Source organism: Acinetobacter sp. ACIN00229, assembly GCF_016106645.1.
In the GTDB taxonomy this organism is placed as follows: Bacteria; Pseudomonadota; Gammaproteobacteria; order Pseudomonadales; family Moraxellaceae; genus Acinetobacter; species Acinetobacter oleivorans.
The window spans coordinates 1-26,151 of record NZ_JADWOM010000027.1 but is presented as its reverse complement, the minus strand read 5'-3'; the positions used below and the strand labels follow the sequence as shown (position 1 = coordinate 26,151).

The window sequence follows — 26,151 nt, the reverse complement described above, 5'->3', positions numbered from 1 at the left end:
ATGGTGCCTCTTGCGCATACCGCCTCTTTAAAAAATTATTTGGCAGTTGCTCAGCAATTAGATCTAAATCCCTACCATTTATTATCACGTGTTGGGCTTAGCCAAACTCAATTGAATGATCTTAAACAACGTATTCCTGTAGATAAAGCCATTACCTTGCTTGAAGACTCAGCCCAAATGAGTAATTGCGATGTTTTCGGTTTACATATGGCAGAGCAACGCGAAATCGCGGATTTTGGTGAACTGAGCTTATTATTAAGTTACCAATATACTTTGAGAGAAGCGCTACAAACGATTGTTCGTTATAGGAATTTACTCAATAACTCACTTGAAATATATATAGAAGAAATTGATGATACGGTTGTTATTCGAGAAGAAGTTATAACCACAACTTGCGGGTATAGCCGTCAGGCCACAGAACTTGCTTTAGGAATCACCCATCGTTTTTGTGCAGCACTCATGATGCAAAAATGGCGGCCGTTAAGTGTACACTTCACTCATAACCCGCCTAGTGATTTAACTTTGCATCGGCGGATTTTTGGCTGTGCGCTAGAGTTTGGTAGTGACTTTAATGGCATTGTTTGTACGGCGGCCGAACTTGATACAACAAACCCTCAAGCAAATCTGGCTATGGCCAACCATGCACAGCGTTATTTAGATATTTTGCAGAATAGCAATGAATCGACCATGATTTTTGATATTCGTAAAAGTATTTATCTTCTTTTGCCAATGGGCCGCGCTACGATTGATCAAGTCGCTCAAACACATGGTATTCACGTACGGACCTTACAGCGTCGATTAGAAGAAGCTCAGACGAGTTTTAGTGATTTAATCAATGAAGTACGCAAAGATCTCGTATTTCGTTATTTAAAAAATCTAAATTATTCACTTGCTCAGGTGTCTGATATTTTAGGTTACTCAATGCCGAGTTCTTTTACTCGTTGGTTCATTAGCCAATTTGGTATGTCACCGAATATGTGGCGTAGTCATAACAAATCGCTACTGAATTAAGCACGTGTGTATTTAGAACAAAGAGGAAGTTTTGTGAATAACCCAAAACCTCCTCTAAAGATTTAAAATTAAGTTAAAACCACAAGCGCATAAGCCCAAGAACCAATACCACTAAAAATATGCTTTCACCGACCATGAGAAGAATTGGTTTAATCCCGACAGATGCCAATTCTTTCAACTGAGTTTTCATACCCAAAGCACTAATTGCGATGACTAAAAACCAGCGTGATAAATCATTTACTCCATTTTGAATCATTACTGGCACCCATCCTGTACTGTTAATACCAGCGAGTATTAAAAAGCCAACTGCAAACCAAGGTAGTAATGGTGGACGCTCCCCCATTGTATCTGCACCTTGCATGCGGGTAATCATTGCCGCACAAACAATCACTGGAAGTAACATTGCTACACGCATCAGTTTAACTACAGTCGCAGTATCACCTGTTTCGGTAGACATGCTATAACCAGCGCCGACAACTTGTGCTACATCATGAATGGTAGCGCCGAGAAAGACACCCGCAGCTTGTGGCGATAGCTCTAACCACTTCGCAATCATTGGATAGACAATCATTGCTAATGTTGAAAGTGCAGAGACCCCAATGACAGTAAACAAGGTCGCTTTTTCTTTTTGGGGATGATTAGGAAAGGCAGCTGACAATGCTAGCGCAGCTGAAGCACCACAAATTGCGGTTGATCCACCGGTCAACATACCAAATAGCCTTTGGAAACCTAAAATTTTAGCAGCAATCACAGAGACGGCGATTGTTACAATAACCAGAGTTATGACTAAGGCTACAGGCTGCCAGCCCAGTGCAGTGATTTGTCCTAAAGTTATACGCATGCCTAGTAAGGCAATACCCATTCGAAGCACAGTACGTGCGGTGAATTCAATACCTGCCTTACATTTACTTTCAGCTGCTAAAAAATTTAGACTCATACCTAGCAGTAAGGCAAATAACATGACTGGGGCACCATAGTGCTCAGATAAAAAACACGCAGCCGCAGCAACGACCGAACTGACCACAAAGCCTGGTGCTAATTCTCTTGTACGCTGTGAAAAATTTTTCAAAACTAAGCTAGCCATGATTTTCCCCAGAGCTCATCACAATAAATACTTTTTCCTCAATCACTTCTACGGGATAGGTTGCAACTTTGAGCTGAGAAGAATTAAGTAAACAGCCATTTGTTAAATCAAAGCGTAGACCATGGGCACAGCACTGAATTACTCGTCCTTCTAAACGTCCACTAAATAGTGATGCGCCCTGATGAGGACAGCTGTCATCGATTGCATAAAATTGAGCCGCAACGTTAAATAGTGCGAGAGTTTTATCTCCAATTTTTAAAAAAGCCCGTTCGCCTGAATTCGGTATTTTGTCTAGGGGCACTTCAAATCGAGTAGTCACATTAATTCTCCCTGAACAACAAGTGCCTCATGCATCGCTTGATAAAGTGTATCTGCTGATTGCGCTCCAATTAATGCAGCAGCCCGATCAAAAATAAAGTAAGGCACACCATTACCTCCTGTACTTGCAGAGATAAAATCTTGATGATCTTGAATAAGTAAGTTTTTGATTAGCTCAGGTGGGAAGCTACAACGTTTTGCAATTTTGTATAAAGTGGTGGTATTTCCGATGTCTAAGCCATCATAAAAATATGCAGCAAAGAGTTGTTCTAACAACGCATTGCACTGCTCAGGAGTGCCTATCTTTAAAGCTTTATCAAATAAGCGATGAGCTTTAGCCGTGTTTGGCATGCGCTTAATTTGTTCAAAATCGATCTTGAGTCCAACTTTATTTGCGGCTTTATTGACTTGTTCCTGTCTCATGCGAACTGCTGTCAAGCTACCTAATCTTTTCAAATAAAACGTTTGAAAAGGTACACCTTCAACTGCCAAGTCTGGTATGAGCTGAACACCTCGCCAATGCACGACAACTTTGACGCTAGGGTGAAGCTGATAAAATCTATTTATAGCGATCAGTAACTGACGTTTTCCGATCAAACACCAAGGACAAATAAAGTCAAAAAATACATCAATGTGTAATTGCCGAATCATCATTTATTATTCATCCTGCATTTTTGTATTTGGTTATCTGAATGATTTTTCAGTTCAGTCATTCCTTGATGCTCAAAGCGTGCAATATCTTTGTGATAATGACGTTTGGCATAAAAAAATACGGCTGCGGCTGCAATACTGACCAATGGCATCAGTTGAAATGCGCTGTGTAATCCAATCACATCAGATACTTTGCCAACGACTAAAGGACCAAGAGCTAAACCAAGAAAATTGTTAGCTAAAGTGAGTGTTGCAAATGCAGAGCCATGAACTGAGTTATGTGTGAGATTGGCCACCATGGCACTAGATGGTCCATTGGTTCCTAGGGCAATAAACATTCCGAGACAAATGAGAAGTAACTGGTTACGTCCCACAGGCACAGCAAAAGCAATGAATAAAAGAACACAACCGAGTAAGCAGTATGTAATCGCTAAACTGACCTTACGATCTGGACAGTTACGGCCCAAATAATCACACAACATCCCGCATAGAATTGTGCCTACTGCACTACATAGCAAAATGACCGCTGCCATCACACCTGCCTTGTCGGTACTCATGCCGTAATAGCGATTGAGATAACTCGGCATCCAGACAATTACTGTCCCACCAACAAATAATTGCAGACCACTACCAATGTAAGTGGCAATGACTGAACGACTTGAATATAAAGTTTTTAAAGGGCTTTTAATGTGCTGGGTTTTACTACGAATTTTATTTTGAGGTGCTGCGTTTATTCTGTTTTCTTTCACTAAAATTGGATATAGAAAAGCCAAAATGAGACCAAATAAAGCAATGCCTCCAAAAGCCCAACGCCACCCGAAGTGCTGTGCAAGTACACCACCTAAAGCCACACCCAAAAACGAGCCAAATACACCGCCTGCCATAAAAGCACTAGCAAGTGTTGCACGCATTTCTCGTGGAAAAACAGCCACAACCACCGCGATTCCAACGCTGCCATAAGCAGCTTCACCCACACCAACCATAAAACGAGCAATAAACATCTGCTCATAATTTTCAGCAAGCGCACATCCTAGAGTCGCCAAACTCCATAACGTCGCCATAATGGCCAAGCTTTTCACTCGCCCAAAACGGTCTGCCATTAAAGACAACGGCAGAGTCAATAAACCCACCATTAACGCGACAATGCCACTGAGCAAACCTAACTGGCTATCGCTAAGCAACCACTCATTTTTAAGCAAAGGAAAGACTGCGTTTAAGACTTGCCTTGACATGTAATCTGAAATGAGCAAACCAAATGTCAAAGCAAAAACAAGCCATGCATAACGGCGAGGTATACTGATTGACGTATCAACATCGCTCATCTGATCTGAATACTGATGTGCATTCATACGACCTCCTTGTATTTTTTATAATTTCTATTTAGCTAGTGCAGCAACGCACTTTTAAAAACAAAGCGAATAAGCTGCACTACATTTGAGGTCTAAATTCCGTTAGACCTTGTCACATTAGTTACGCTGCGGCACGCCCTTTTGCCCTGCTTTACGGTTGGGTGCCATACCATTTGCGATTAGGGTTTCTTCGATACTGTTGTATTGCACCCCAATACGATAAATTTCACGGGCTTCTTTTCCTGAGGCAATTTCACGGCCTAATTCATGGGCAATCCGAACGGTTTGCTTAATTTGCTCTACAGATGAAAAACGACGTCCGTGATGATCAATGATCGTGTCTTCGTTACCCACTCGAGCATGTAAACCCATTGCCATCGACATAGTGTTAAAAGGCAATACATTTTTGAGCAAAGATTCTGATGTCAAAGTACATCCATCGGGTACGCGATGAATAAAATTAAAGAAATTAAATGGATTTGGGCCATCGAAACCACCGCCAATTCCAATCCAAGTTAAGTTTAACGGCCCCATATACAATCCTTTACGCACCATACGTTCTAGCGTCTCAAGACCATGCATACCGGTTAACTGAAAGTGCGGTTGAATATTGTTTTTACATAAGCGCTTAATATGTTCGGCAACCCATGCAGGACCTGCTGGCACGGTCATTTCTGCATATGCTGCTTGAGTCGCTGGATGTGCCAATGAAGTCCCTTCTAAATATTCAGGATAGAGCAATTCCATAATATTCATTTGTGTGGTGTTAATTGCCACCGTAACCTGATCGGGCTTTGGTGTAAGTTCAGCCAACATATGTCGGGTGTCATCACTTAGCCATAGAGCTGCCTCACCTTCACTTTCTGGTGCAAATGAAATCGAACCGCCTACCTGAATAATCATGTCAGGCACAGCTTCTCGAACCCCTGCGATAAGCTCATTAAACTTTGACAAGCGTTTAGAGCCTTTGCCATCAAGCTCACGGACATGTAAATGCAGCACCGTCGCGCCCGCTTCATAGCACTCAACCGCTTTTTGTATTTGCTCATCCATGGTCACTGGAATATCTTCGGGAAAGTCTTCTGGCATCCATTCGGGTCCATACGGCGCAACGGTGATTACCACTTTTTCCATATTTTCTGGGTGCAATGAGTCGTCAAAGAATTGCATGTGCATCTCCTTATGTATTTTTAGAATTTTCAATTAGATAAAATTATTTAGCCAATAACCTTAATAGGTTGCGTCACCAATAATGCCAGCCCGCTCCATTTTTCGATGGCAAGGTGGATAATCCATGACTGCATAATGTTGTGTACTGCGGTTATCCCAGATAGCAATGCTGTTAGGCTTCCAGCGCCAACGCACTTGAAACTCTGGAATATATGCTTGAGAAATTAAGTAACGTAATAGTTCGGCTGCGCCTGGATTGGCATCTTGTCCAAATCTGACCCGCTCTTTGGTGTGATAGTTACTGAAGTGGGTCGTAAACGCATTGACGTATAAAATTTTCTCACCTGTTTCAGGATGAGTGCGTACCACAGGGTGCTCAGCATCAGGAAACTTTGCTTTTAAGTCCAAGCGTTTTTCAAGTGGCATAGCCGCGCCAAAACTCGCTTCTATGCTGTGATAAGCGCGTAAGTCTGCAATCTTAGCCTTAATATCGTTGGGTAAAGACGCATAGGCCATGACCATGTTGGTCCACATGGTGTCGCCACCTACAGGTGGGCATTCAACACAGTGCAACACGCATCCCATCGGCGGAACCTTGCGCCAGCTTGCATCACTGTGCCAAGCATTTTCATAACGATCGACAGGACTTTCCGGATGTTTATAAATCTGTACCAAACCCGGATGATCAGGATGGCTACCTACCGCAGGATGGTCTTCTAACTGTCCAAATTTTTCTGCAAATGCGACATGATCTTGACGGGTTAAGTGCTGATCTCGTAAAAACAACACGCGATGTTTAAGTAGTTGTGTGCGAATTTCAGCAAATAATCCATCATCATAAATCGCATCAGCAAGTTTGACGCCACTGAGCTCTGCACCAATATTGCAAGTTAACTGTTCAATTTGCATAAGAAATCCCTTCAAATTACAAAGATTGATGAACCTATTGTTTTACGTGCTTCCAAATCACGATGAGCTTGCACAGCATCCTTTAGCTCATAGCGCTGATTAATTTCAATTTTGATTCGTCCATGTCGAACATGATCAAATAATTCATTTGCCAGTTCTTTCTTCTCGGCAGGATCTGCAATGTAATCTGCCAAAGCTGGACGTGTGACAAACAATGAACCTTTCACGGCGAGTAATACCGGATCAAAAGCAGGAATTGGACCAGACGCTGTTCCTACACAGACCAACAAACCACGGCGTTTGAGTGAGTCTAATGAACTCATAAAAGTGGCTTGGCCAACACTATCGAAAACGACATTTACACCAACGCCACCTGTTAACTCACGTACACGTTCGGCAACATTTTCATGGCTGTAGTTAATGACATGATCACAACCATGAGCTCGTGCTACGGTAGCTTTTTCTTCTGAAGATGTGGTACCGATAACAGTCAAGCCAAGTAATTTAGCCCATTGAGAAACGATCAGCCCAACACCACCTGCGGCTGCATGTAATAAAATTGAATCGCCCGCTTTAAAGTCATAAATGCGGCGCATCAGATAAGCAGCGGTCAGCCCTCTCATGGTCATGGCTGCCGCTGTTTCACAAGAAATTTCTTCGGGTAGTTTAATTAAAGCATTTGCTGGAATTAGACGATGGGTGCTATATGCACCTAAGGTATTTAAAAAACCTGTATAAGTAACTCGATCACCGACTTTAAGCTGAGTGACTCCTTCGCCTAAAGCTTCGATTACGCCTGAAGCTTCGACGCCCATGCCATTAGGCATTGGAATTTGATAGGTTCCATTACGAAAATATGTATCGGCATAATTTAAACCGACTGCCAGATGACGTAGGCGTACTTCTCCAGCTTCTGGATCTCCTACTTCTACATCTTCATAGCGCATTACTTCTGGCGTTCCTGTTCCATAGAAACGTATAGCTTTCGTCAACGTCATGTCCTATTCCATATTTTGGTTTTTTATTGAGTGCCTATAAAAGCAATAACCAAAATTACAACAGTTAGGATATGGGCCACTTTACATTTCACGACACAAGCTTAACGTTTAATGACAAAGGATATTCCAAATATTGCTAAAGAATACTCCCAGCAATTGCAGCAGACTTATGTAGATTGGCGCTATTAGAGTTTTTATTTTCATTTAAGCTAAAACTGACCGCCTCTTTTGCATGAATGGTCGTAGTATCAAATAAAGGAACTGAGAATTTAAGCTCACCAATCAACATACAAATTTCAGTACAACCCAAGATAACGCCTTGGGCGCCTTCAGCTATGAGTCTTTCTACAATAGCAATGTACTTTTGCTGAGAATCTGGGTTGATCACACCTAAACAAAGTTCTTCATAAATGATGCTATGAACTATCTTTCTATCGGCTTCATTTGGAATAACGACATCAATTCCATAATCCTGCAATCGAGCTTTATAAAAATCTTGCTCCATTGTAAAAGCTGTCCCTAACAGTGCAACTTTACCAATGTTTTGACTCAAAATTTCTTTTGCAGTTGCGTCAGCGATGTGTAAGAAAGGAATCGAAATTGAATCTTCGATCTGTGCAGCAACTTTATGCATGGTGTTAGTACACACCAAAATACAATCTGCTCCTGCCTTTTCTAAATTTTGTGCTTGCTCAGCTAAATATGCGCCAGCTTTTTGCCATAAACCCTTCGCTTGCAAAGCTGCTATTTCTTCAAAATCGACACTATTAATAATGACCTTAGCAGAGTGTAATTTTCCTAACTTATGATGAACCATTTTATTGATTTGTTGATAATAAAGTGCTGTAGATTCCCAACTCATTCCGCCTAATAAGCCGATTGTTTTCATTATTGAATCCTTCTATTTATGCAAAACTTATCTATATCTCTTATGGGTAAAGCACAGCTAGAATAAAATTGCTTTATTAAATTTTTTCTAGCTTATCTTATTTATTAATTTTAAACGGTGTGACGTCCAAAGAAACGTCTAAGTTGAATAGACCTAATTGATGAAAATTCCAAAACAGAAAATGCTCTCCATTAAACCCAAATCATAAAACATAAGAATTCACGCAAACTTCACGACCAGCTCTTTAATTTAATCTTATAAAGTTGGCTCGGATATAGACATGAAAATTATAACTACAGCCCTAGGGCTAATTACCTTGGCAGGTTTAACAGCGTGTAAAAGTGTGCCTAGCTACTCAGGTGATTACGGCAAAGCTGAACAAAAAATTACTGGAATAGAATTAAATGACCAACAAGCGCTAGAGATTGGCAACCGTTTTGTTGCCGCATTTAATACGCTTGGTACCCCTTCTTTTGTGAATAACGCGAGTCATCTTTACGCTGATCAACTTTATATCAACGATACACTCTCGCAGTTCTCTCAGAAAGCAGATTTGATTAAGCATTTTGAAGGCATGAATGCCCGAGTGAGTAATGTCACTGTAAAACTCATTAGTGCAACTCATCACCAAGATACAGCCTACATTCATTGGTACATGACCTATGACTTTAAAATGTTAGGTCGCTCAAAAACCATGGCTTCTTATGGAATTAGTCAAATTAAGATTAATGAGCAACAAAAAATTATTTTCCAGCAAGATTATTGGGATCCGGCGAATGGCCTTTACCGTTCTTTACCAATATTTGGAGGAGTATATAAATGGGTATTACCGTTCAAAAAAGTCGAATCTTGATATTTCTAGGAATCTTAATCGTATCTCAAGCGAACGCGGCTGAACTAAAAAAATGCAGTTCAGCACCTTTAACGGTTACGAGTAAGAAGGTGGGAAATGTCAGTTACTTTGCTGAAGATTGCCTAAAAAATTGGCAAAGCCAAAGCATCAAAATGGAGTTTAGCTATAACCGTGATATTCCCGAGTGGGCATTTAAACGGGCAGCAAGCCACTTTTTGAAGAAAAATGTTAGCGGATTTGATGCAAAATCTCCGCTTAATCATATTAATGAACTATATAGACCAATTAAGAGTGGAGATCTTTACAGTCTTTACTATCAACATGAAAATCAAAAACTAGAACTAAAATTAAACCAGAAGCTGCTCGGTTCTATAGACAATCCGAATGCAAATCAATATTTTAAAATCTGGTTTGGTAGCGAACCGTTTAATGCTAAATTAAAACAACAACTATTAAATTAATGGCTTAATAAAATCTCATGGGTAATCACTTTATCCTCATGGTTGAGGACCATTTTGAACTCGCAGCAACGGTCTGCGAATTTCTTGAAATGCATGGTTATGTCGTCGACCATGCGCGTAATTTAGATGCTGCACGGACTTTTCTTAAATCTCAGCATTATCACCTTTTACTGCTCGACATAAATCTACCTGATGGCTCGGGTTATGACCTGTGCAACTGGCTACGTACCGAACAAGGTGTTGATATTCCAGTTCTTATGCTGACAGCAAGAGATACTTTAGATGACAAACTTAAAGGTTTTACTGCTGGCACAGATGATTATTTAGTCAAACCTTTTGATTTTAACGAATTAGTGATGCGGATTCGTGCATTAATAAAAAGAGCAGCTGGCGAAGTCACTCATCATAAAATTCAAATTCACGACTTAATTCTTGATAGCGCAACTCAAACTGTAGTTCGTGCCGGCAATAATATCGAGTTACCACCTATTCAATTTAAACTATTAAAAATTTTGATGCGCCAGTCTCCAAAAGTGGTGACCAAGCAAGAACTGTTGATGGAATTATGGGGCGACGAAGAACCTGAAAGCGATGCGTTACGCAGTCACATCTACAACTTAAGAAAAATGGTTGATAAACCTTTTGACCTTAAACTATTACACACAGTGGCAGGTGTCGGTTTAAAAATTGCTTTAGACAGTTCAGCAAGTTAACTCAAATAGACCACAACAATTAAGCCCGTGGTCGGCTCCAAATCGAGTTCAGGATGAGTAGTTAAATAATATTGCCGATCAAACAACTCGACTCGCCATCCTAATTGTTTACAAAGCTTTTGTACCAATTGCAAACCAATTCCATGACCTTTAGCCTTTAAAGAGAGTTGTGAATCGCTGAGCTCTTGTACTTTCACATCGTTAGGTAAAGAAATTCCAATTCCATTATCTGCAATAATTAGGCTGTTTTTTTGTTGAATGATGTCGATTTGTGAGCCTTGAGAATAGTTCAGCGCATTACGTAAAATATTGCTTAACACCATTTGTGTCATAGAGGGATATAACCAACGCGGCTGTTCAGAAAGATCGGGTTGAATATGAATATGTATCCCCTTACTCTCACTGACCCCCTCTAAACTTTCGACTAAATCCCTCACAATTCTGGATAAAAAATTCTTTTCAGATGGTAAGCTTTTTACTGTATTACGTGCGATTGCCAGTAAGGTGTCGACTAATAACTGCATATCTTCAATTGTATTATGAAGTCGAACTAGGGCTTTATCCTCTCCATACTTCGCCTGACAAAGTTGCACATTACCCTTCAAAATTGTGAGTGGAGTGCGCAACTCATGACTCACATCTCCTGTAAATTCTCTTTCACGTCGAATAAAATCGCTTAAAACCTGATGATATTTTTCCAAGGCTTGTTTGAGATATTCTGCTTCCATATTGCCATTGGTATTAATATCTTTAAAAGGAGAAGCTTGAGTGTCTTGATGTGCCCAATCAATATTTTCCAAAGCATTTGCTAAACGCGTAATTGGGGAAAAATAGCGTCTTGCTCTTCGGTTTGACCACCATAAAAAGCTATATAAAACAGATAAACTGAACATCAGTGGAGCAAGTCCAAATAACCAGATCAGTTTATTGACATTACTTTCGCCAAATACCAATAGAACATGCTGACCGTTATGCTCACCATATACCGTCATCCGTTCTTTACCATCAACAAATACTCGATGCACACCACTTTCTAAACGCATGTCTTTAAAAGGTTGAGGTGCAACCTCTGTATTCCACCGATATCCATATAAATTTTTGGTATCTGGTAAATCTGCATTTGGATTATGTTCGATGCGTAACCAATAGTGTTCCATTTCCTGCTCTAAAGCAGTTTTAAGTAAAGAGCCTTTAATCACCCAAGCACTACACGCCAACCCGACCACGATTGATAATGCAATCAGACCAATCTGCAACCAATAATATCGATTGAACATTTGGGCTAATGGATGACTCGCTTTGCCATCGTTTCGAGTTCTTATCATATCTTTATCGCCGGGATAGGCTGTAGAAATTACAATGCTCTCTTTTTAAATAAAAAGTGACCAATGACCCATTCTTGTCCTTGCTCAAAACCGAATAGCTCAGCACAAGCCATGAAGAAAATACGCCAGCGTTGCCACCAAATATTGGCATCTTTTCCATAGATTTTTTTAAACAGTGGCTTCAGTTCGACTTCTTGGTTATCCATATTCTCAAGCCAAGCATTTGCCGTTCTCATATAATGCTCACCTGACCATTGCCACTGTTGAGCCAACTCTAAATGCTCTTGAAAATGCAAAAAAGTGGAAGTCGAAGGCATTAAACCGCCAGTAAAGAAATACTTGGACATCCAATCATAATCTGATTTTACTTCAAAAGGATAATGCAAAAAGCGATGGCAAAAAATATGACACCAAAGTAAGCCATCTGCCTTTAACCAGCCCTGAATTTTTTCAAAAAGACGTTGGTAATTACGAACGTGTTCAAACATTTCAACCGACACAACACGATCAAACTGCGCTTGGTCTAATTCAAGTACATTGACATCACAGGTGAGCACTTCAACATTGGTTAAACCTCTCAACTCTGCTTGCCGAAGAATATGCTTTTTTTGAGTTGCAGAATTTGAAACAGCTGTAATCTGTGAGCGTGGATAGTTTTCTGCCATCCACAAAGTTAAAGAACCCCAGCCACAGCCTAACTCTAAAATATGTTGACCATTTTTAAGTTGTGCACGTTCACAATAAAGCTGAAGAGCCAACTCCTCTGCCTGATCTAAAGTTGTTGTTTTAGTCGGAAAATAACATGCACTATATTTGAGTCTTTTTCCAAGCACTGCCTGAAAAAATTCAGTGGGTAATTCATAGTGCTGCTCGTTTGCCTTGTCCGTTTCAACGGCGATTTCACTCCGTTTTAGCATATTAAGCACATCCATGTAGCGCTGTGCCCCTTGTTCAGGGTCATAACGGCCTTCTTGAATTAAGCGTTTTTTGCTTAAAGCACGAATTGCTGCCCGAATTGCATGATCTGGAATCACACCACTTTCAACAATTTTTAAAGACTGATGAACAATAAAATCCATATGCGCACCTATTTTTTGGGTTTTCGCGGAATAAACATTGATGTTTTTTGTTGATAATCAAGATAATTTTGACCGCGGCTTTTAATTGCTTGTTTTTCACTAAATGGAATACCCGTGACGTAGTATAAAAATAGCCACATCAGTAAGGGATAAATCCACAATAAATATTGGCCCGCAGCTAAACCAATGATTGGATAGGCAAACCAGTGTAACCATTCAAAAAAATAATTGGGGTGACGTGAATAACGCCATAAACCCTGATCCATCGTTTTGCCATGATGATCTGGATTTAATTTAAACCGATATAACTGCTGATCAGCGAGCTGCTCTCCAATCAAGGCAATCGCCATGATGACAGCCGCAATCACTAAAGTGACTTTATATCCACTACTCCATTCAGTTGCTTCTACATTGAGTAGCGTCCACATTGGTAAGAAGAACAAAAGCACTAAAAGTGTTTGAAAGATAAAAAATAAGAAGAAGCCAAAATGCTGAAACTTTCCCATGGCTTGACGCATTCTCGCGTAACGGCCATCTTCTTTTTGTTCAGATTGATAACGTCTTAACAGATGCCAAAATAATCTTAGAAACCATAAGCCGCTAAAAATACCAATAAATAGACGCACTTCAACAGGAGCAACTGAAATGAGTAAAGAAGACACAATAATGTTTACTGCCAGACAGAAACTCCATGCAGCATCTACAATTCCAGCTCGGCCATTTAGAGTGGCAAGTAGCCAGCTCAGTAACATGATCATTAAATCTAGAATCAGTAAATTCAAAAACATCAGCAGTCTCCTTACTTGAGCTGTTTGAGTTAGTAACTAGCACTCTCAAACAACAAGTGAACATTGCTTATCACGCCTTCTTTAAAACCGCCTTCGCAATAACATAAATAGAAATCCCACATGCGAATGAAGTTTTCATCGAAACCCAGAGCCAATACTTCTTCTCGTGCGGTTAAAAACCGTGCTCGCCAGTGATGAATTGTTTGTGCATAACTTAAACCGATATCATTTAAATACTTTAGCCTTAAACCACTTTCAGAGGCGGTTTGAGTCAATACACTTATGCTAGGAATAAAGCTACCTGGGAAAATATAGCGCTTAATATAATCAACTGTATTTAATGCTTTTTTATATCGAAAATCTTCAATGGTTATGGCCTGAATAAATGCTAGACCTTTTGGTTTTAATAGCGCTTTACATTGATCAAAGTATGTCGATAAATATTGCGCACCAACGGCCTCAACCATTTCAATTGAAACCAGCTTATCGAACTTTCCTTCGAGCAAGCGATAGTCTTTCAGTTGCACATCAATTCGATGAGCTAAGCCTGCGTCATTTACACGAGTAACGGCTTCATCGTATTGAGCTTGTGAAATGGTAATGGTGGTCACTCTACAGCCGTAATGTTGAGCTGCATAAATGGCAAAACCGCCCCAACCACTTCCGATTTCAACCAAATGATCCATTGGTTTTAAATCTAACTTTTTACAGATCAGCTCTTTCTTAAAATCAGATGCGTCTTCGAGTGTCATATTTTCATTTTCAAAAACGGCACTCGAATACATTAAAGACGGATCTAGAAATAATTTAAAAAAGTCATTACTTAAGTCATAGTGCTCAGCAATATTTTTACGGCTACCGCTTAAAGAATTCTTTCTATTTTTATACCAAGCTTTAAGAAAAAGCTGGCTCGCTTGTGCAATAACATTCTGGTTGAACTGGTCTAGTACATCTCGATTACGTGCCAAGATCTGCACCAACTCTACAAGTTGCTCGCTGCTCCAATCCCCACGTATATAGCCTTCCGCTGCCCCTAAAACCCCATTTTTTAAAATCAGATCCATCAACAAAGGATTGCGGACTTCAATCACAGCATGTAAGTCTGAAACCTCGCCAACCGTACCACTCCACGCGCCCTGAAAAGTAATCTGTCCATGACGTAGCTTAAGAAGACTCTTGAGTAACAATGGTAGTGACTCATCTTCACCATAAAGAAATGTTTTTATCATGTCTTATCTACCTTGATCTTTTTAGGATGGCGATAAAATGGAACTTTTTTTCGCCACAACTTAAATGCCTGTAAATATATTGAAAACAACATTTTAAAAGGCGCTAGGCTGTTTATAAGAGCATAACGATATTGCTGTGAAGGAAATGTGATGGGCACAAGTTCAAAGCGCATAGTGGCATCAAAGATTTGTTTTTGTTCTTCAAAGAGCTGCATATGAATGACATTTTGCTGATCTGAAAAACTAAACCGCCAGTGATAAGTCAACTGCATGGGCATGAACGGCGAAACATGAAATGATTTTTCAAAATGAAAATCAAAACTCTGATAATCACCCATATTTCTTTGTTGTTTTGAGCAGTCATGTATATAAACTTTTCGTTCATTCCACGGGGTATTGGTAATTTCACTGACAATAAATACGGGTTTTCCAGTTTTATTTAAAACAAAATAAAATACGACCGAATTAAACCTAAAACCCAAACAACGAGGCAAAGCCAAGACTCGGATTTGCCAGTCTGGCCGAAGATGTGAGTTGTTATTTTGCAGTATCGCTTTCTCGACTCGATCCTTTATAGAACCGCGATACATATTTAAAAAATCATTTTTAGATAGTGTTAGTACATTCCAATGATCAGTCGACCAAAGTGAGCAATCTTTTGTAATATCATCTAATTGATCTGGATCGAACCATAAATAATTTAGGGTCGATGTGAATTGATGCGGTTTCGGGCTATAGCGTCTGTGACGAATAAGTGCAGGAGCGATAGCAAGTTTATTTAATAACATTTGAAAGCTCCTTACCTATTTTTATAACGCTAAGAGTTGCTCTACAACACGTGCTGCACTGCGGACACCATCTTCGTGAAAGCCCCAGCCCCAATATGCTCCACAAAACGAAGTCCGATTTTGCCCATTAATTTCGTGCCAACGAGATTGAGCTTGAATCGCTTTTGCATCAAACACAGGATGACGATATTTACGCTCAACCAAGATGTCTTCGGCTTTAATTTTCATATTCGGATTTAACGTAGAAAAAATCTGAGTAGCACAGGATAAATTCTGCAAATTATTCATCCAGTAGGTAAAACCATAATGTATGTCGGATAATTCGTTTTGAACTTGAGATTTTGGTGTTACATGTACATGCCAGCTTGCCCACTGCAAACGGCTTTTAGGCATAATTGAAAGATCACGGTGAACCACCATTCGATTATCTTGATAACCAAATTGACTTAATATTTCCTGTTCAAGCACTGACGCATCTTTAATTAAATTTAGGCTATCGTCAGCGTGGCTTGCAAAAATCACCCAGTCGTATTGGGCTTGTCCTTCAACGGTTTCAATCAAAACTGTTTCTGATGAACGGCTCACAGCTTTTACTTCTGCAAACTTCCACTCAATGGATGGGCAATGCTTTTGAATGGCACGAATGTAACTTGCTGAACCGTGTTTAACCGTTTGCCATTGTGGCCGCTCTTTTAGCTGTAACATGCGGTGATGTTGAAAAAAGCTCACCACAAATCGATATGGAATTTGGCCTACCTGCTCAACCGGAGCTGACCATAATGCGCCGCACATCGGATAAAGATGCTCATAACGGAACTCATGACTATATTTATGGAGGTCCAAATACTCTTCAATCGATAAATTTGGATCAATATCTGCCACATCTATATCTTTATTATCATCATAAAAACGTAGCAAATCTGAGAGCATTTGCAGGAATTTACGGTTTAAAAAGTTCTGCGGACGGGCAAAGAGCGACCATTTTTTTGAAGGATTATATTGAAGTCCACTGACCAAATTATTCACCGAAAAACTCATATCGCTGCTTTGAGCTTCTACGCCTAATTTTTTAAGCATGTTGGTAAATAACGGATAGTTATAGTCATTAAACACAATAAAACCACTATCTACCGCGACTTTAGTGCCTTCTATCTCTAGCTCGTGAGTGTCAGTATGACCGCCAAAATAGTTATTTTTTTCATACACAGTGACCTGATGTTGTTCTGACAATCTCCAAGCTGCGTAAAGTCCAGATATACCTGAACCAATAATGGCAATTTTCATAACACTTCACCGTTTTCAATTTTTTCTATCGATAGGTTTTTAATCTTTTTATATTGATAAACCTTGTCTGGTACGGGCTTTAGTCCCCACACTAAACCAAATAAAGACATCAGTTTGAGCACATAAAAGGTGATATCAATCTGCCACCAATAAAAACCTTGCCGCACACTGCCGGCGTAAAAGTGATGATTGTTGTGCCATCCCTCACCCAAGGTAATTAAAGAAAGTAGAAAATTATTACGGCTATCATCTGGGGTATTAAACTCACGTGAGCCATAACGATGAGCGAGTGAATTAATACATAAGGTTGCATGCATTAACAGAACAGTGGAAATCACAAATCCCCACACCAAAAGCTGTAAACCATTGGTACCCAAATCAGGAAAATGTTGTGCAAGCCATGAACCGAAACCATAAATTGCTAAAGCCGTCAAAACCACAATAGGCAAACTAAATCGATCTAGCCAAATCAACTCAGGATATTTCAACCAGTCTTTAATGACTTTTTTTCGAGTAGGAAAATTCTGCTCATTTAAAAACCAGCCTACATGGGAATACCAAAAGCCTGCTTTCGATGAATGCGGGTCTTGATCAGTGTCTGTAAAATGATGGTGATAACGGTGATGTGCTGCCCACCATAAAGGTCCGCGCTGCGCACTCATGGTTCCGATCAGTACAAAAATGAATTGAACAATACGTGATGTCTGAAAAGTTTTATGCGAAAGATAGCGGTGGAAAAAAGCAGTAATTGCAAACATGCGAAGAAAATAAAACCCCAGCATGAAGAACACAGCGAACCAAGATACGCCCACCCAAAACGCTGCTAAACAAGCGATATGTAATAAAATAAAAGGAATAATTCTTAACCATTGAATGTTCTTTTCAATGACATATTCGCTAGAAGCACCCACTTGCACATTTTCTGAATCTGACCAGCTATCGATCCAGCGCAGAAAAAAATTAGACATTGATTCTTCCTGATCTAAAGCATTTCTTTTGGTTCTAATTTAGAAAATGCGCAATGAATTTTATGTGAAGTTCACTCGGTTACGAGATAAATATAAGAATCTACGCAACCAGCATTTCACTATTTAGACTGTGTTGTCTTAACGAGTTTAGAAACGTCGTAGCCATAGCTTTTTGCGGTTTGCAGATAAGATTGATATGTCGCCTCATCAAGTTGAGGGCTACGAGAAAGAATCCATAAATATTTCTGGCTTGGGCCACCCACTAAAGCGACCTGATAATTTGGGTCAACTCTTAAAACCCAGTAATCGCCTTTTATAAAAGGAATCCATCTAAGGCCAGAAGGTAAAAAGCTCACCTTCAATTTACTGTTGCCTTCATTTTGCGAATAAGCAATGCCTTCAGATGAGATCGTTTCTCCATTTTTATTCGTACAACTATTTAAAACACCAACGGTTTTGTCTGCGTTAATAGAATAGTTTGCAGTTGTATTGGCTACACAATTACGCTGAAAAAACATAGGTAAATGCGCAATTTCATACCACTTACCCGCGTATTTATTAATATCGATAGAATCAACAGCGACAGGCTTAGTAGTGGTGTCGGCGTAAGTGCTTAAAGGAAGGATTAAGCTAACTGCTGCAAGGCTGCTGCTCATGACCAGTGACTTAAATAATAATTTCATGACTACCCTCTTCTGTTTATTTCATATGATCAAACATACGTCAGAGGGCTGTGAACAAAGTGTGAATTTTAAAAAATTAAGCAACATTAATAAGGATTTAATTGTATTTCTTTGCAGCATATGCAACCAGAAAATCAAGCTCAAAGCACACACCCTCGACCGTGTTATAAACTCGATAAAGGCCATGGTGTAGATCCATAATTGAAGCAACAATCGATAAGCCTAATCCACCTGTTTGATTCTCATCACTTCGACTTGAGTGACATTGGTAGAATCTTTCAAAAAGATGCTCAAGTTGATGAACCGCAATTGAAACACCTCCCGTTACCACAGTCAGGCTCACCCATTGCCTATTTTCAATCATCTTATTTTTAGTTGCGATATAAATAGTTCGGTTATTGCCACCGTGAACCAGCGCATTTAACACAAGGTTATAAACAGCTCTTTGAAAGAGCTCAGGATCTGCAAATAACGTTTGAGCTTCTAAGTTAAAGCTAAAATGACACTCTTGTTCTTCAGCTTGATATTCAAAAATCTGGCATAGCCCATCTATAACGTCTTGAACGTTTATTTCCTGTTTGTTTACAAGCACCATTTTCTGATCGGCTCTTGCCAAGAAAAGCATACTATCAATCATGCGTTTTAATCTGTGGTAGTCGTCTAAATGAGACACCAGCAAATCTTCATATTGCTCAACCGAGCGATCGCCAGTTAAAGCAATCTCGGTTTGCCCAATCAAATTATTTAAAGGCGTACGGAACTCATGAGCAATATCTTCAGAAAAACGGTTGAGCTGGGTATAGCCCTTTTCAATACGCTCAAGCATGTGGTTTATATCTTTTGAAAGCCGCTCAACTTCTAAAGGTGAATTAGATAGGTTTAATCTTTTCTGGAGCTGATTTACGTTAATAGAATGAGTTTGCTTACGAAGCTGTTGTAGCGACCGTAAACCTAAATGACACACTAAAATGCAAAGTACAAAAATTGCAAACACGCCCCCAACCACATACATCAAGAGATTTTCTTGAAAAGGTAAAAGAATGTTGATGCGTTCCGACCACTGTTTACCTGCAATCAGTAGATAAGGCTCGTTATTAATTTTTATGGTTTTCCAAGCAATACGCGTTGGATATGAGTTATTGGCTAAATCTTGAAATTGAAGACTGTCGCGCTGTGCAAGTTCAGGTAACTGAATATGGAGCGGATTGATATTAATTAAAGTTTTATCTTTATGAATAAGCAGAAACAAGTTGTCTTGATTGCCAAGCATGTTTTGATATAGCTTAGGACGCGCAATGATTTGCTCTACATTTTCGCTATCTTGCAGCAAAATTTCCAAACGGTTAATTCGCTCTGCTAAAGCTTTATCTTGCTGCTTTAATAAAATCTGGTTAATGCCTAAATAGGTCATAAAGCCGACGGAACATAAAATTAAGGCAGAACAAAGCGTGACCAATAATGTAATACGGACTTCAAGCGAACGCAGAAATTTAAAGTTCATAAGCTAACCGAAATTTTATAGCCCAAGCCACGTATGGTATGAATGAGTTTTAAGTCATAGCCCTCATCAATTTTGCTTCGTAAACGGCGTACAGCGACATCAATAAAGTTGGTATCGGTGTCAAAGTTAATGTTCCAAACTTCGGAGCCAATTTGTCTGCGTGTCACGATTTGTTCTTTATTAAGCAACATGTAACGCAACAAATTAAATTCGGTTTTACTCAGCTCAATTAAGTTTCCATTACGCCATACTTTATGAGCAACCAAATCCATTTTTAAATCACTAATAGACAATTCGTTTTCTTGCAGATATTGCTGTCGTCTTAACAGACTTTTAATGCGTGCCAACAGTTCAATATAGGAAAATGGTTTAGCCAAGTAATCATCTGCACCCAACTCTAAACCTTTGACTCTATCCATCACCTGATCTTTGGCCGTTAAGAAAATCACTGGAATTTTTGAAAACTGGCGTAGGACCTGTAATACGCTCCAGCCGTCTATGTCCGGCAACATCACATCAAGAATAAGCAAGTCATATTGATCTCTCTTTAGCATTTCCAAACCTTGCATCCCTAAGTGAACACACTCCGCTTGATATCCAGACTCTTTCAATCCTTTGACCAAATAAGTGGCGATCTTGATCTCGTCTTCAATAATAAGGATACGCATTTTGTAGAGACTCATTTGAAAGATGACAACTTTGTAATGTGATTGTCACGCTTGAAGTTAAGCAATTTGTTTAAGATTTTCAAAGCGACATAGAGGCAATCAACATGAAAAAATTGAACTGGCTGATGTTAGCAGCCGTGCTATTCGGTAATAGTACTTTTGCACAGCCCCCTGCTTTGAATCAAGTTTATTCGTTAGATCTAAAAACTGCCCACCTGCTAGCCGACAGTGCAAAAGAGGCATGCAAAAAATTAAATCAAAATATTGCGGTTGTTGTTGTAGATCGCGGCGGTAATCCATTAACTGCCGAACGGCATGAGTTGGTGGGCCCGCATAACTTAATGGCTGCCGAGAAAAAAGCATATACCGCGTTATCTACCAAAACATCGACCTTAGTTTTAAGCCAAAATAGTAACCAAAACCCCGATGCAAAAAATTTAACCACACTGGCAAATTTATTGTTGTTAGGAGGCGGCGTACCTGTCCGTTTTGAGAACCAAGTGATCGGCGCGATTGGCGTTGCGGGTGCTGGCGGCGCACAAAATGACAATCAATGCGCAAGCAAAGCCATTGAAACCGTTTTTCATTCATAAGGAGCTTCAACATGCCTAAATCATTTATTGCTTTATCTTCGTTATTTATTGCTTCGGCTACATTTGCACAAACTAATCCGCTAAGTGTGCATGTGTTAAATCTAGAGACGGGTTTGCCCTCTTCTCAGGTTGAAGTGGTTTTAGAAAAAAACACCAATAACCAGTGGATTAAACTTAATCAGCAAGTGACCGATTCAAATGGACGTATTACTGCGCTCTATCCAGAAAATAAAAAATTAGAGCAAGGGGTTTATAAAGTTACTTTTAAAACTGAAGACTGGTTTAAAAAGAATAAACAACAAACTTTTTTTGCCGAAGTACCTGTAATTTTTAAAGTCGATGGAAGCGTAAACCACTACCATATTCCTTTATTACTCAGCCCTTACGGTTACTCAACCTATCGAGGCAACTAAAATAGAAAACCCCTTTATCTGTTGTACACAAATAAAGGGGTTGGTTAAAAGCGATATGTTTTACGAACAAACACCATTGCTAATAACCGATTTTTTGTTTGAATCTAACGCCACAATTGAAGCAGAAACCGTATTAATAATTTGAGTCATTGCCTCACTTGAAGCACTCACAATCGCATCCATCTTTTTAGCTTTTTGATCAATCGGCTGCTGAAAAGCAATTCGACAATTGAGCTGAGATCCTGCATTCGTGATGACTTTTGCATTGTTTGACTCTAATTGACTAGGCGGTATTTGACGCTTCACCACCCAAGACACTGCAATATTAATATAGCTTTTATCTACAATATCAAAATGAGAAAAGTCTGTAGAAACTCGATATAAAGGCTGATTGTTTCCAGCTAGGCCGCTGCTATAACTGTCAATTGCGCCTAATTTTTGTTGCAAACCCGCCGACAAAGTATCGCGTAATTGCGTACTCATGGTTGATGTCCAGCGCTCATTGTTTAACACCGTAGACTTGCCACTACTGTCTTGCAGCACCAAAGGCGCACGGTCTAAACGGTCAGGTAGTCCAACTGGTAAAACTTCAATGACTCGAATACTCGAGCTAACTGCCGGAGTAATTTTAGGGGAAATCGTATAATAGTTTGGCGTTGGCGAACTCGAACATGCCGTCATGGCAACTGCCGTTAAAAACAGGCCGCTCCCAAGCAGCCATTTGGCTGCTTTAGGATGTTGAAAAGATAGAGTGTTTTTATTTTTCATCATCGGCCTCTGGTGTCTTACCACGAATAATTGATTCGGGATGTTGCTCAATATAATCTGCCATTAACTGTAGTGAAGCTGCCGCACGTGTCATTTGCTGCAATGCTTTACGTACGTCTTGTTGTAACGGCGCATCACTCGACAAAATAGACTCGGACGATCTTACAGTTTTACGAACATCGTCTAAGGTTGCTTGTAAACCAGGGGCAACTTTTCCATCTAACTGTTTAATCAGTTTGTCTGTAGAGGCAATGGCAGTGTTCATATTATTGAGCGTTTTACGCACATCTTGCCCAATCTCAACTAATGGGAATTTCGTTAACTTATCAGCAATCTGAGAAACTTGAGCTTGTAAGCCACTCAGTTCGGTTGGTGTAGTCGGAATTACCACACGGTTATCACTCAAAATTTGTAATGTCGCTGGTTTCGCTTTAGGGAACTTATCTAGTGCAATGTAATTTTGACCCGTGAGCAGATTGCCTGTTCTCATTTGAGCACGCCAGCCATGTTCAACAAAATCTTTGAAAATTTCACTATTTGGATTAAGCGCTTGACCATTTTCAACACGTGAAGGATAGATAACCGCCTCAACACGCATACGAATCTGTTTATAGTGGTCATAAAACTCAGCATTAATTGATTTAACATTACCAATTTCAATACCCATGAAATCAATTGGCGCTCCAACAGAAAGCCCACGTAATGAATGATCAAAATACATAATCACACCACGAGGTTGTCCGTCAGGCTCTTTTAATGCTTCAGATTTTGAATCCCAAAGATTAAAGCGACTCTGATTCGCTGCCATTGTGGCATGTGAACTTTCAGGGAATCCAAATGCAATACCACCTGCGACAATACTTGCCAAAGATTGAGTATCTAAATTAAAGCCTGAAGCATTTAAGGTTACATCGATCCCGCTCGCCTGCCAAAAACGTGCATCGGTAGTGACAAACTTGTCATACGGCGCACGAATAAAAGTTTGCAGCTCTACAGATTTACCATCATTAGATAATTTATAGGCTGTAATTTGCCCTACGTTAATTCGACGATAATAAATTGGAGAACCTATATCTAAAGATCCCAAATCATCTGCATTTAAGAAAAATACTTTTCCGGGAACGTCTGAAGATATGACTGGTGGCACTTCTAATCCAGTAAATTCAAACTTATCCTCTTCTGATTTACCGCCATCCACTTCAATGTATGAACCTGACAATAAGGTGTCTATTCCTGAAACTCCACTCGTCCCAATACGCGGTCGCACGACCCAAAATCGTGAATCTTTTGCTGCAAAGTTACTGGCGCCTTTACGTAAATCAATTCTAGCAATAACATGTGAACGATCATCTGAAAGATCAATCTGCCTTACTACACCAATATCGACCTGCTTATAGCGAACTGTTGTTTTACCGGCAACTAACCCTTCAGCTGTGCGAAAAGACACATCAATGCTAGGACCATGAGACAGTAACGCCTTTATAGCCAACGAAAGCGCGATTAAAAGAGCAATTAATGGAATGAGCCAGATTAATAAAGGCTTCCATCGACTTTTCTTTTCTTGGGGTTCTGGCAAATCATTCATGTTATCCAGTTCAACATCCGGATCACGATGATCTGAGTTACCAGTGGTTATTTCATTTTCAGACATACTCATTGTTCTTTTATTGACTGGGATTAATGGAATCATTATTCAACGGCGGATGTTCTGCCTGAATAATCTTTGGTTTTTCTGAAGCAAAAGAAGAAGGTTTATTTGTATTTTGAGATATGTAGAAATTATCCCAAATAATACGTGGGTCAAAACTTAACGATGCAAACATGGTTAACACCACGACCGCGCCAAAAGCAATCGAACCTGGCCCTGCTAAAATGGTAGCAAGCGATTGAATCTGAATGAGTGCTGTTAATAATGCCACAACAAATACATCAATCATTGACCAACGGCCAATAAACTCAACAATTCGATATAATTTTACACATTGCTCGGGTAAAAATTTCCAACCTGCGGATTGTTGAAGATAGACCGCCACTAATAAAAAATACAAAATCAGTAGCTTCAACATGGGAATAAAAATACTGGCCATGAAAATGACCACTGAAACTAGATAGTCTCCACTTTGCCAAAAGTAAATAACCCCACTCATGATGGTATCTTGCTGACTTCCCAAAAGTGAGTCAGTCACCGTCATGGGAAGTACATTGGCCGGAATATATAGAATAGTTGCAGCCACCACTAAAGCAAAAGTTCGATTTAAACTCGCTGGTTTACGTGAATGCAGCACGCTATTACATCGAATACAACGTAAAACTTGAGGGCTTTGCTTGAGTCGTCTTTTCTCATTTTGAGCAGAATTTACAACACCACAGCAGTGACACACAATTAATGAAAGATCTTTAGCTCTTGGATATTGCTTAAGCACTGACCCTTGCTGCGAGCTTTGGGTTTGGGTCACATTTTTTATCGTTTTCATGGCAATGACCTATCAATTTCATTCCATATATCACTCACCTTTATGGAAGTAATATAGACCAACAATACACTTAAGATCGCAAACGCCCATAAAGCAATCTCGGGAATCACCAAGACCATTCCCATTAACTTCACAAGCGTGACCAAAATTCCGATTAAGAACACCTCAACCATTCCCCACACTCTCATAAAGAAAAGTGTGCGTAAGGCCATCACCAAAAACGTCGGTCTTCTCTTTAATACACTTACCGTACCCAATACATAGGAAAGTAAGAGAAGATAGGAAAGCGGCACAACAAAGGTAGTGATTAAGATGAGTACCCCAACGAAAGCTCGATCATAATGAAACATCACCCAGACCGCCCCAAGTAAGGTGGTTTCAGATGTATTGCCTTGTAATTCAATTTTTACAATCGGAAAGCTATTGGCAATAACAAATACGATTAATGCCGTTAAGATCAAAGCCAATAATGTCGAAAAAGGTTTGGTGTGCCGATAGAGCTCAGCACCGCAGCATAAGCAATAAGCTCTTTTTCCATAAGCAAGTGGGGTTCTACGATAGACAGTATCGCATTCTTCACAACCTGCTAATTCTTTAAGCTTCATAGTTATACTCTAAGGTTTATCGTTTTACTGTGTCACACAAAGCTCTTTTTATTACTAAGATAAATTAAAATATAAATCAATCTAAAAGCTATATCAGACAATGGAAATTACCATAAGTACTGTTCAATATATTGTTGAAACTGCTAAATAATCTGTACACATTCGGTGATCAAATAAAAATAGTTATATAAAGTCATAAGCTTAAGCTCAGATAATACACTTTTTGGCCCAAGTAGCTGAGCGTCAAATGAGTAAACCCTAACTATTGCTTAACATCTTTCCCTATTGAAAAGTTCATGATGCTCTAGATCACTTTTATCCCGTGAACGCCGCAACAAGAATCAGATTTAATGCAACATGTGACAGAACAGTTCCTGCAAAAAATTTAGTATTACTAAGCAGGATGTCATGTTTGTGATGGGGCAAAATAAAGCAGAAGATTGGTACTTTGGTCATGCAAACGAGTAAATGTTTTATTAAAAAAGTTAGTATCGATAAACTAGCTCTCAAATTTTAAACCACAATAAAGCTCTCATTTTAATATGATAAATTTATTTAAATATAAAAATTAAATACCAA

28 protein-coding genes are annotated in these 26,151 nt (G+C 39.5%); 6 read left to right on the top strand and 22 right to left on the bottom strand.

Translation table 11 applies throughout. The features are described from left to right. The gene (locus I7H67_RS18220) at window positions 1-1,011 is read left to right on the top strand and encodes an AraC family transcriptional regulator (RefSeq protein WP_198308519.1); all 1,011 of its coding nucleotides are present in this window, start codon (window positions 1-3) and stop codon (window positions 1,009-1,011) included. Window positions 1,012-1,084: 73 nt separating this feature from the next. On the opposite strand, the gene I7H67_RS18215 is transcribed toward I7H67_RS18220, so the two are convergent. The 8 genes from I7H67_RS18215 to I7H67_RS18180 all read right to left on the bottom strand — a co-directional run bounded on the left by I7H67_RS18215 (window position 1,085) and on the right by I7H67_RS18180 (window position 8,379). Then, window positions 1,085-2,095 carry a YeiH family protein gene (locus tag I7H67_RS18215; protein WP_198308518.1) on the bottom strand — a complete coding sequence of 337 codons (1,011 nt, stop codon included), beginning with the start codon at window positions 2,093-2,095 and terminating at the stop codon, window positions 1,085-1,087. Then, the gene (locus tag I7H67_RS18210; RefSeq protein ID WP_198308526.1) at window positions 2,088-2,396 is read right to left on the bottom strand and encodes a Rieske (2Fe-2S) protein; all 309 of its coding nucleotides are present in this window, start codon (window positions 2,394-2,396) and stop codon (window positions 2,088-2,090) included. The genes I7H67_RS18215 and I7H67_RS18210 overlap by 8 nt, the downstream gene beginning before the upstream one ends. 14 nt (window positions 2,397-2,410) lie before the next feature. Then, complete coding sequence (locus tag I7H67_RS18205) at window positions 2,411-3,067, bottom strand: DsbA family oxidoreductase (protein WP_198308517.1); 657 nt, start codon at window positions 3,065-3,067, stop codon at window positions 2,411-2,413. Continuing rightward, window positions 3,064-4,413, bottom strand: coding sequence for an MFS transporter (locus tag I7H67_RS18200; RefSeq protein WP_198308516.1), 1,350 nt, complete (start codon window positions 4,411-4,413; stop codon window positions 3,064-3,066). The genes I7H67_RS18205 and I7H67_RS18200 overlap by 4 nt, the downstream gene beginning before the upstream one ends. 117 nt (window positions 4,414-4,530) lie before the next feature. Continuing rightward, window positions 4,531-5,583 carry a 3-keto-5-aminohexanoate cleavage protein gene (locus tag I7H67_RS18195; protein WP_004643365.1) on the bottom strand — a complete coding sequence of 351 codons (1,053 nt, stop codon included), beginning with the start codon at window positions 5,581-5,583 and terminating at the stop codon, window positions 4,531-4,533. Between the two features lie 60 nt (window positions 5,584-5,643). After that, entirely contained in the window at window positions 5,644-6,492 is an 849-nt protein-coding gene (locus I7H67_RS18190) for a TauD/TfdA dioxygenase family protein (RefSeq protein ID WP_198308515.1), read from the bottom strand. Window positions 6,493-6,503: 11 nt separating this feature from the next. Then, window positions 6,504-7,490 (bottom strand): quinone oxidoreductase family protein, encoded by a 987-nt coding sequence (locus I7H67_RS18185; RefSeq protein ID WP_198308514.1) that lies wholly within the window; start codon window positions 7,488-7,490, stop codon window positions 6,504-6,506. 136 nt (window positions 7,491-7,626) lie between these two features. Beyond that, window positions 7,627-8,379, bottom strand: a complete 753-nt coding sequence (locus tag I7H67_RS18180; RefSeq protein ID WP_198308513.1) for an aspartate/glutamate racemase family protein — start codon at window positions 8,377-8,379, stop codon at window positions 7,627-7,629. A gap of 280 nt (window positions 8,380-8,659) precedes the next feature. Between I7H67_RS18180 and I7H67_RS18175 the strand changes: the two genes are divergently transcribed. From I7H67_RS18175 to I7H67_RS18165, 3 genes are read left to right on the top strand one after another with little or no spacing between them, the layout of a single operon-like run. Beyond that, window positions 8,660-9,232, top strand: a complete 573-nt coding sequence (locus I7H67_RS18175; RefSeq protein ID WP_151743211.1) for a nuclear transport factor 2 family protein — start codon at window positions 8,660-8,662, stop codon at window positions 9,230-9,232. Further along, window positions 9,199-9,693, top strand: coding sequence for a chalcone isomerase family protein (locus tag I7H67_RS18170; RefSeq protein WP_005306848.1), 495 nt, complete (start codon window positions 9,199-9,201; stop codon window positions 9,691-9,693). Before I7H67_RS18175 ends, I7H67_RS18170 begins: the two co-directional genes overlap by 34 nt. Window positions 9,694-9,710: 17 nt before the next feature. Beyond that, a complete protein-coding gene (locus tag I7H67_RS18165; protein ID WP_198308512.1) occupies window positions 9,711-10,406 on the top strand; it encodes a response regulator transcription factor in 696 nt (231 codons plus the stop codon). Here the strand turns inward: I7H67_RS18165 and I7H67_RS18160 are convergent. The 10 genes from I7H67_RS18160 to I7H67_RS18115 all read right to left on the bottom strand — a co-directional run bounded on the left by I7H67_RS18160 (window position 10,403) and on the right by I7H67_RS18115 (window position 20,719). After that, a complete protein-coding gene (locus I7H67_RS18160) occupies window positions 10,403-11,731 on the bottom strand; it encodes a sensor histidine kinase (protein ID WP_151988505.1) in 1,329 nt (442 codons plus the stop codon). The two genes, I7H67_RS18165 and I7H67_RS18160, sit on opposite strands and share 4 nt — an antisense overlap. Window positions 11,732-11,760: 29 nt before the next feature. After that, the gene (locus I7H67_RS18155; RefSeq protein ID WP_198308511.1) at window positions 11,761-12,810 is read right to left on the bottom strand and encodes an SAM-dependent methyltransferase; all 1,050 of its coding nucleotides are present in this window, start codon (window positions 12,808-12,810) and stop codon (window positions 11,761-11,763) included. Between the two features lie 8 nt (window positions 12,811-12,818). Next, on the bottom strand, window positions 12,819-13,598 hold the full coding sequence (locus I7H67_RS18150; protein WP_198308510.1) for a DUF1295 domain-containing protein: 780 nt from the start codon (window positions 13,596-13,598) through the stop codon (window positions 12,819-12,821). Window positions 13,599-13,627: 29 nt separating this feature from the next. Beyond that, window positions 13,628-14,827 (bottom strand): SAM-dependent methyltransferase, encoded by a 1,200-nt coding sequence (locus tag I7H67_RS18145; protein ID WP_005306860.1) that lies wholly within the window; start codon window positions 14,825-14,827, stop codon window positions 13,628-13,630. Then, window positions 14,824-15,615 carry a DUF1365 domain-containing protein gene (locus tag I7H67_RS18140; protein WP_198308509.1) on the bottom strand — a complete coding sequence of 264 codons (792 nt, stop codon included), beginning with the start codon at window positions 15,613-15,615 and terminating at the stop codon, window positions 14,824-14,826. Before I7H67_RS18140 ends, I7H67_RS18145 begins: the two co-directional genes overlap by 4 nt. Before the next feature lie 21 nt (window positions 15,616-15,636). Continuing rightward, complete coding sequence (locus I7H67_RS18135; RefSeq protein ID WP_198308508.1) at window positions 15,637-16,899, bottom strand: NAD(P)/FAD-dependent oxidoreductase; 1,263 nt, start codon at window positions 16,897-16,899, stop codon at window positions 15,637-15,639. Beyond that, on the bottom strand, window positions 16,896-17,867 hold the full coding sequence (locus tag I7H67_RS18130) for an acyl-CoA desaturase (protein ID WP_198308507.1): 972 nt from the start codon (window positions 17,865-17,867) through the stop codon (window positions 16,896-16,898). Before I7H67_RS18130 ends, I7H67_RS18135 begins: the two co-directional genes overlap by 4 nt. Window positions 17,868-17,986: 119 nt before the next feature. Continuing rightward, window positions 17,987-18,550: a lipocalin family protein gene (locus tag I7H67_RS18125; protein ID WP_198308506.1), complete on the bottom strand. Its 564-nt coding sequence runs from the start codon at window positions 18,548-18,550 to the stop codon at window positions 17,987-17,989. 97 nt (window positions 18,551-18,647) lie between these two features. Continuing rightward, a complete protein-coding gene (locus I7H67_RS18120) occupies window positions 18,648-20,051 on the bottom strand; it encodes a heavy metal sensor histidine kinase (RefSeq protein ID WP_198308505.1) in 1,404 nt (467 codons plus the stop codon). Then, window positions 20,048-20,719, bottom strand: a complete 672-nt coding sequence (locus tag I7H67_RS18115) for a heavy metal response regulator transcription factor (protein ID WP_198308504.1) — start codon at window positions 20,717-20,719, stop codon at window positions 20,048-20,050. The genes I7H67_RS18120 and I7H67_RS18115 overlap by 4 nt, the downstream gene beginning before the upstream one ends. 125 nt (window positions 20,720-20,844) lie before the next feature. On the opposite strand from I7H67_RS18115, the gene I7H67_RS18110 reads away from it, so the two are divergent. Further along, window positions 20,845-21,312, top strand: a complete 468-nt coding sequence (locus I7H67_RS18110; protein ID WP_081399285.1) for a GlcG/HbpS family heme-binding protein — start codon at window positions 20,845-20,847, stop codon at window positions 21,310-21,312. An 11-nt stretch (window positions 21,313-21,323) separates the two neighbouring features. Then, window positions 21,324-21,725, top strand: coding sequence for a hydroxyisourate hydrolase (uraH, locus tag I7H67_RS18105; protein WP_005306885.1), 402 nt, complete (start codon window positions 21,324-21,326; stop codon window positions 21,723-21,725). Between the two features lie 60 nt (window positions 21,726-21,785). Here uraH and I7H67_RS18100 read toward each other — a convergent pair whose 3' ends face one another. Genes I7H67_RS18100 through I7H67_RS18085 form a run of 4 tightly spaced genes read right to left on the bottom strand, consistent with a single transcriptional unit; the run spans window position 21,786 to window position 25,572 of the window. Further along, the gene (locus I7H67_RS18100) at window positions 21,786-22,493 is read right to left on the bottom strand and encodes a membrane integrity-associated transporter subunit PqiC (protein WP_198308503.1); all 708 of its coding nucleotides are present in this window, start codon (window positions 22,491-22,493) and stop codon (window positions 21,786-21,788) included. Next, window positions 22,483-24,150 carry an intermembrane transport protein PqiB gene (locus I7H67_RS18095; RefSeq protein WP_151988496.1) on the bottom strand — a complete coding sequence of 556 codons (1,668 nt, stop codon included), beginning with the start codon at window positions 24,148-24,150 and terminating at the stop codon, window positions 22,483-22,485. Before I7H67_RS18095 ends, I7H67_RS18100 begins: the two co-directional genes overlap by 11 nt. Before the next feature lie 7 nt (window positions 24,151-24,157). Further along, complete coding sequence (locus I7H67_RS18090) at window positions 24,158-24,967, bottom strand: paraquat-inducible protein A (protein WP_198308502.1); 810 nt, start codon at window positions 24,965-24,967, stop codon at window positions 24,158-24,160. Then, window positions 24,964-25,572: a paraquat-inducible protein A gene (locus tag I7H67_RS18085; RefSeq protein ID WP_198308501.1), complete on the bottom strand. Its 609-nt coding sequence runs from the start codon at window positions 25,570-25,572 to the stop codon at window positions 24,964-24,966. The genes I7H67_RS18090 and I7H67_RS18085 overlap by 4 nt, the downstream gene beginning before the upstream one ends. Window positions 25,573-26,151 lie beyond the last annotated feature (579 nt).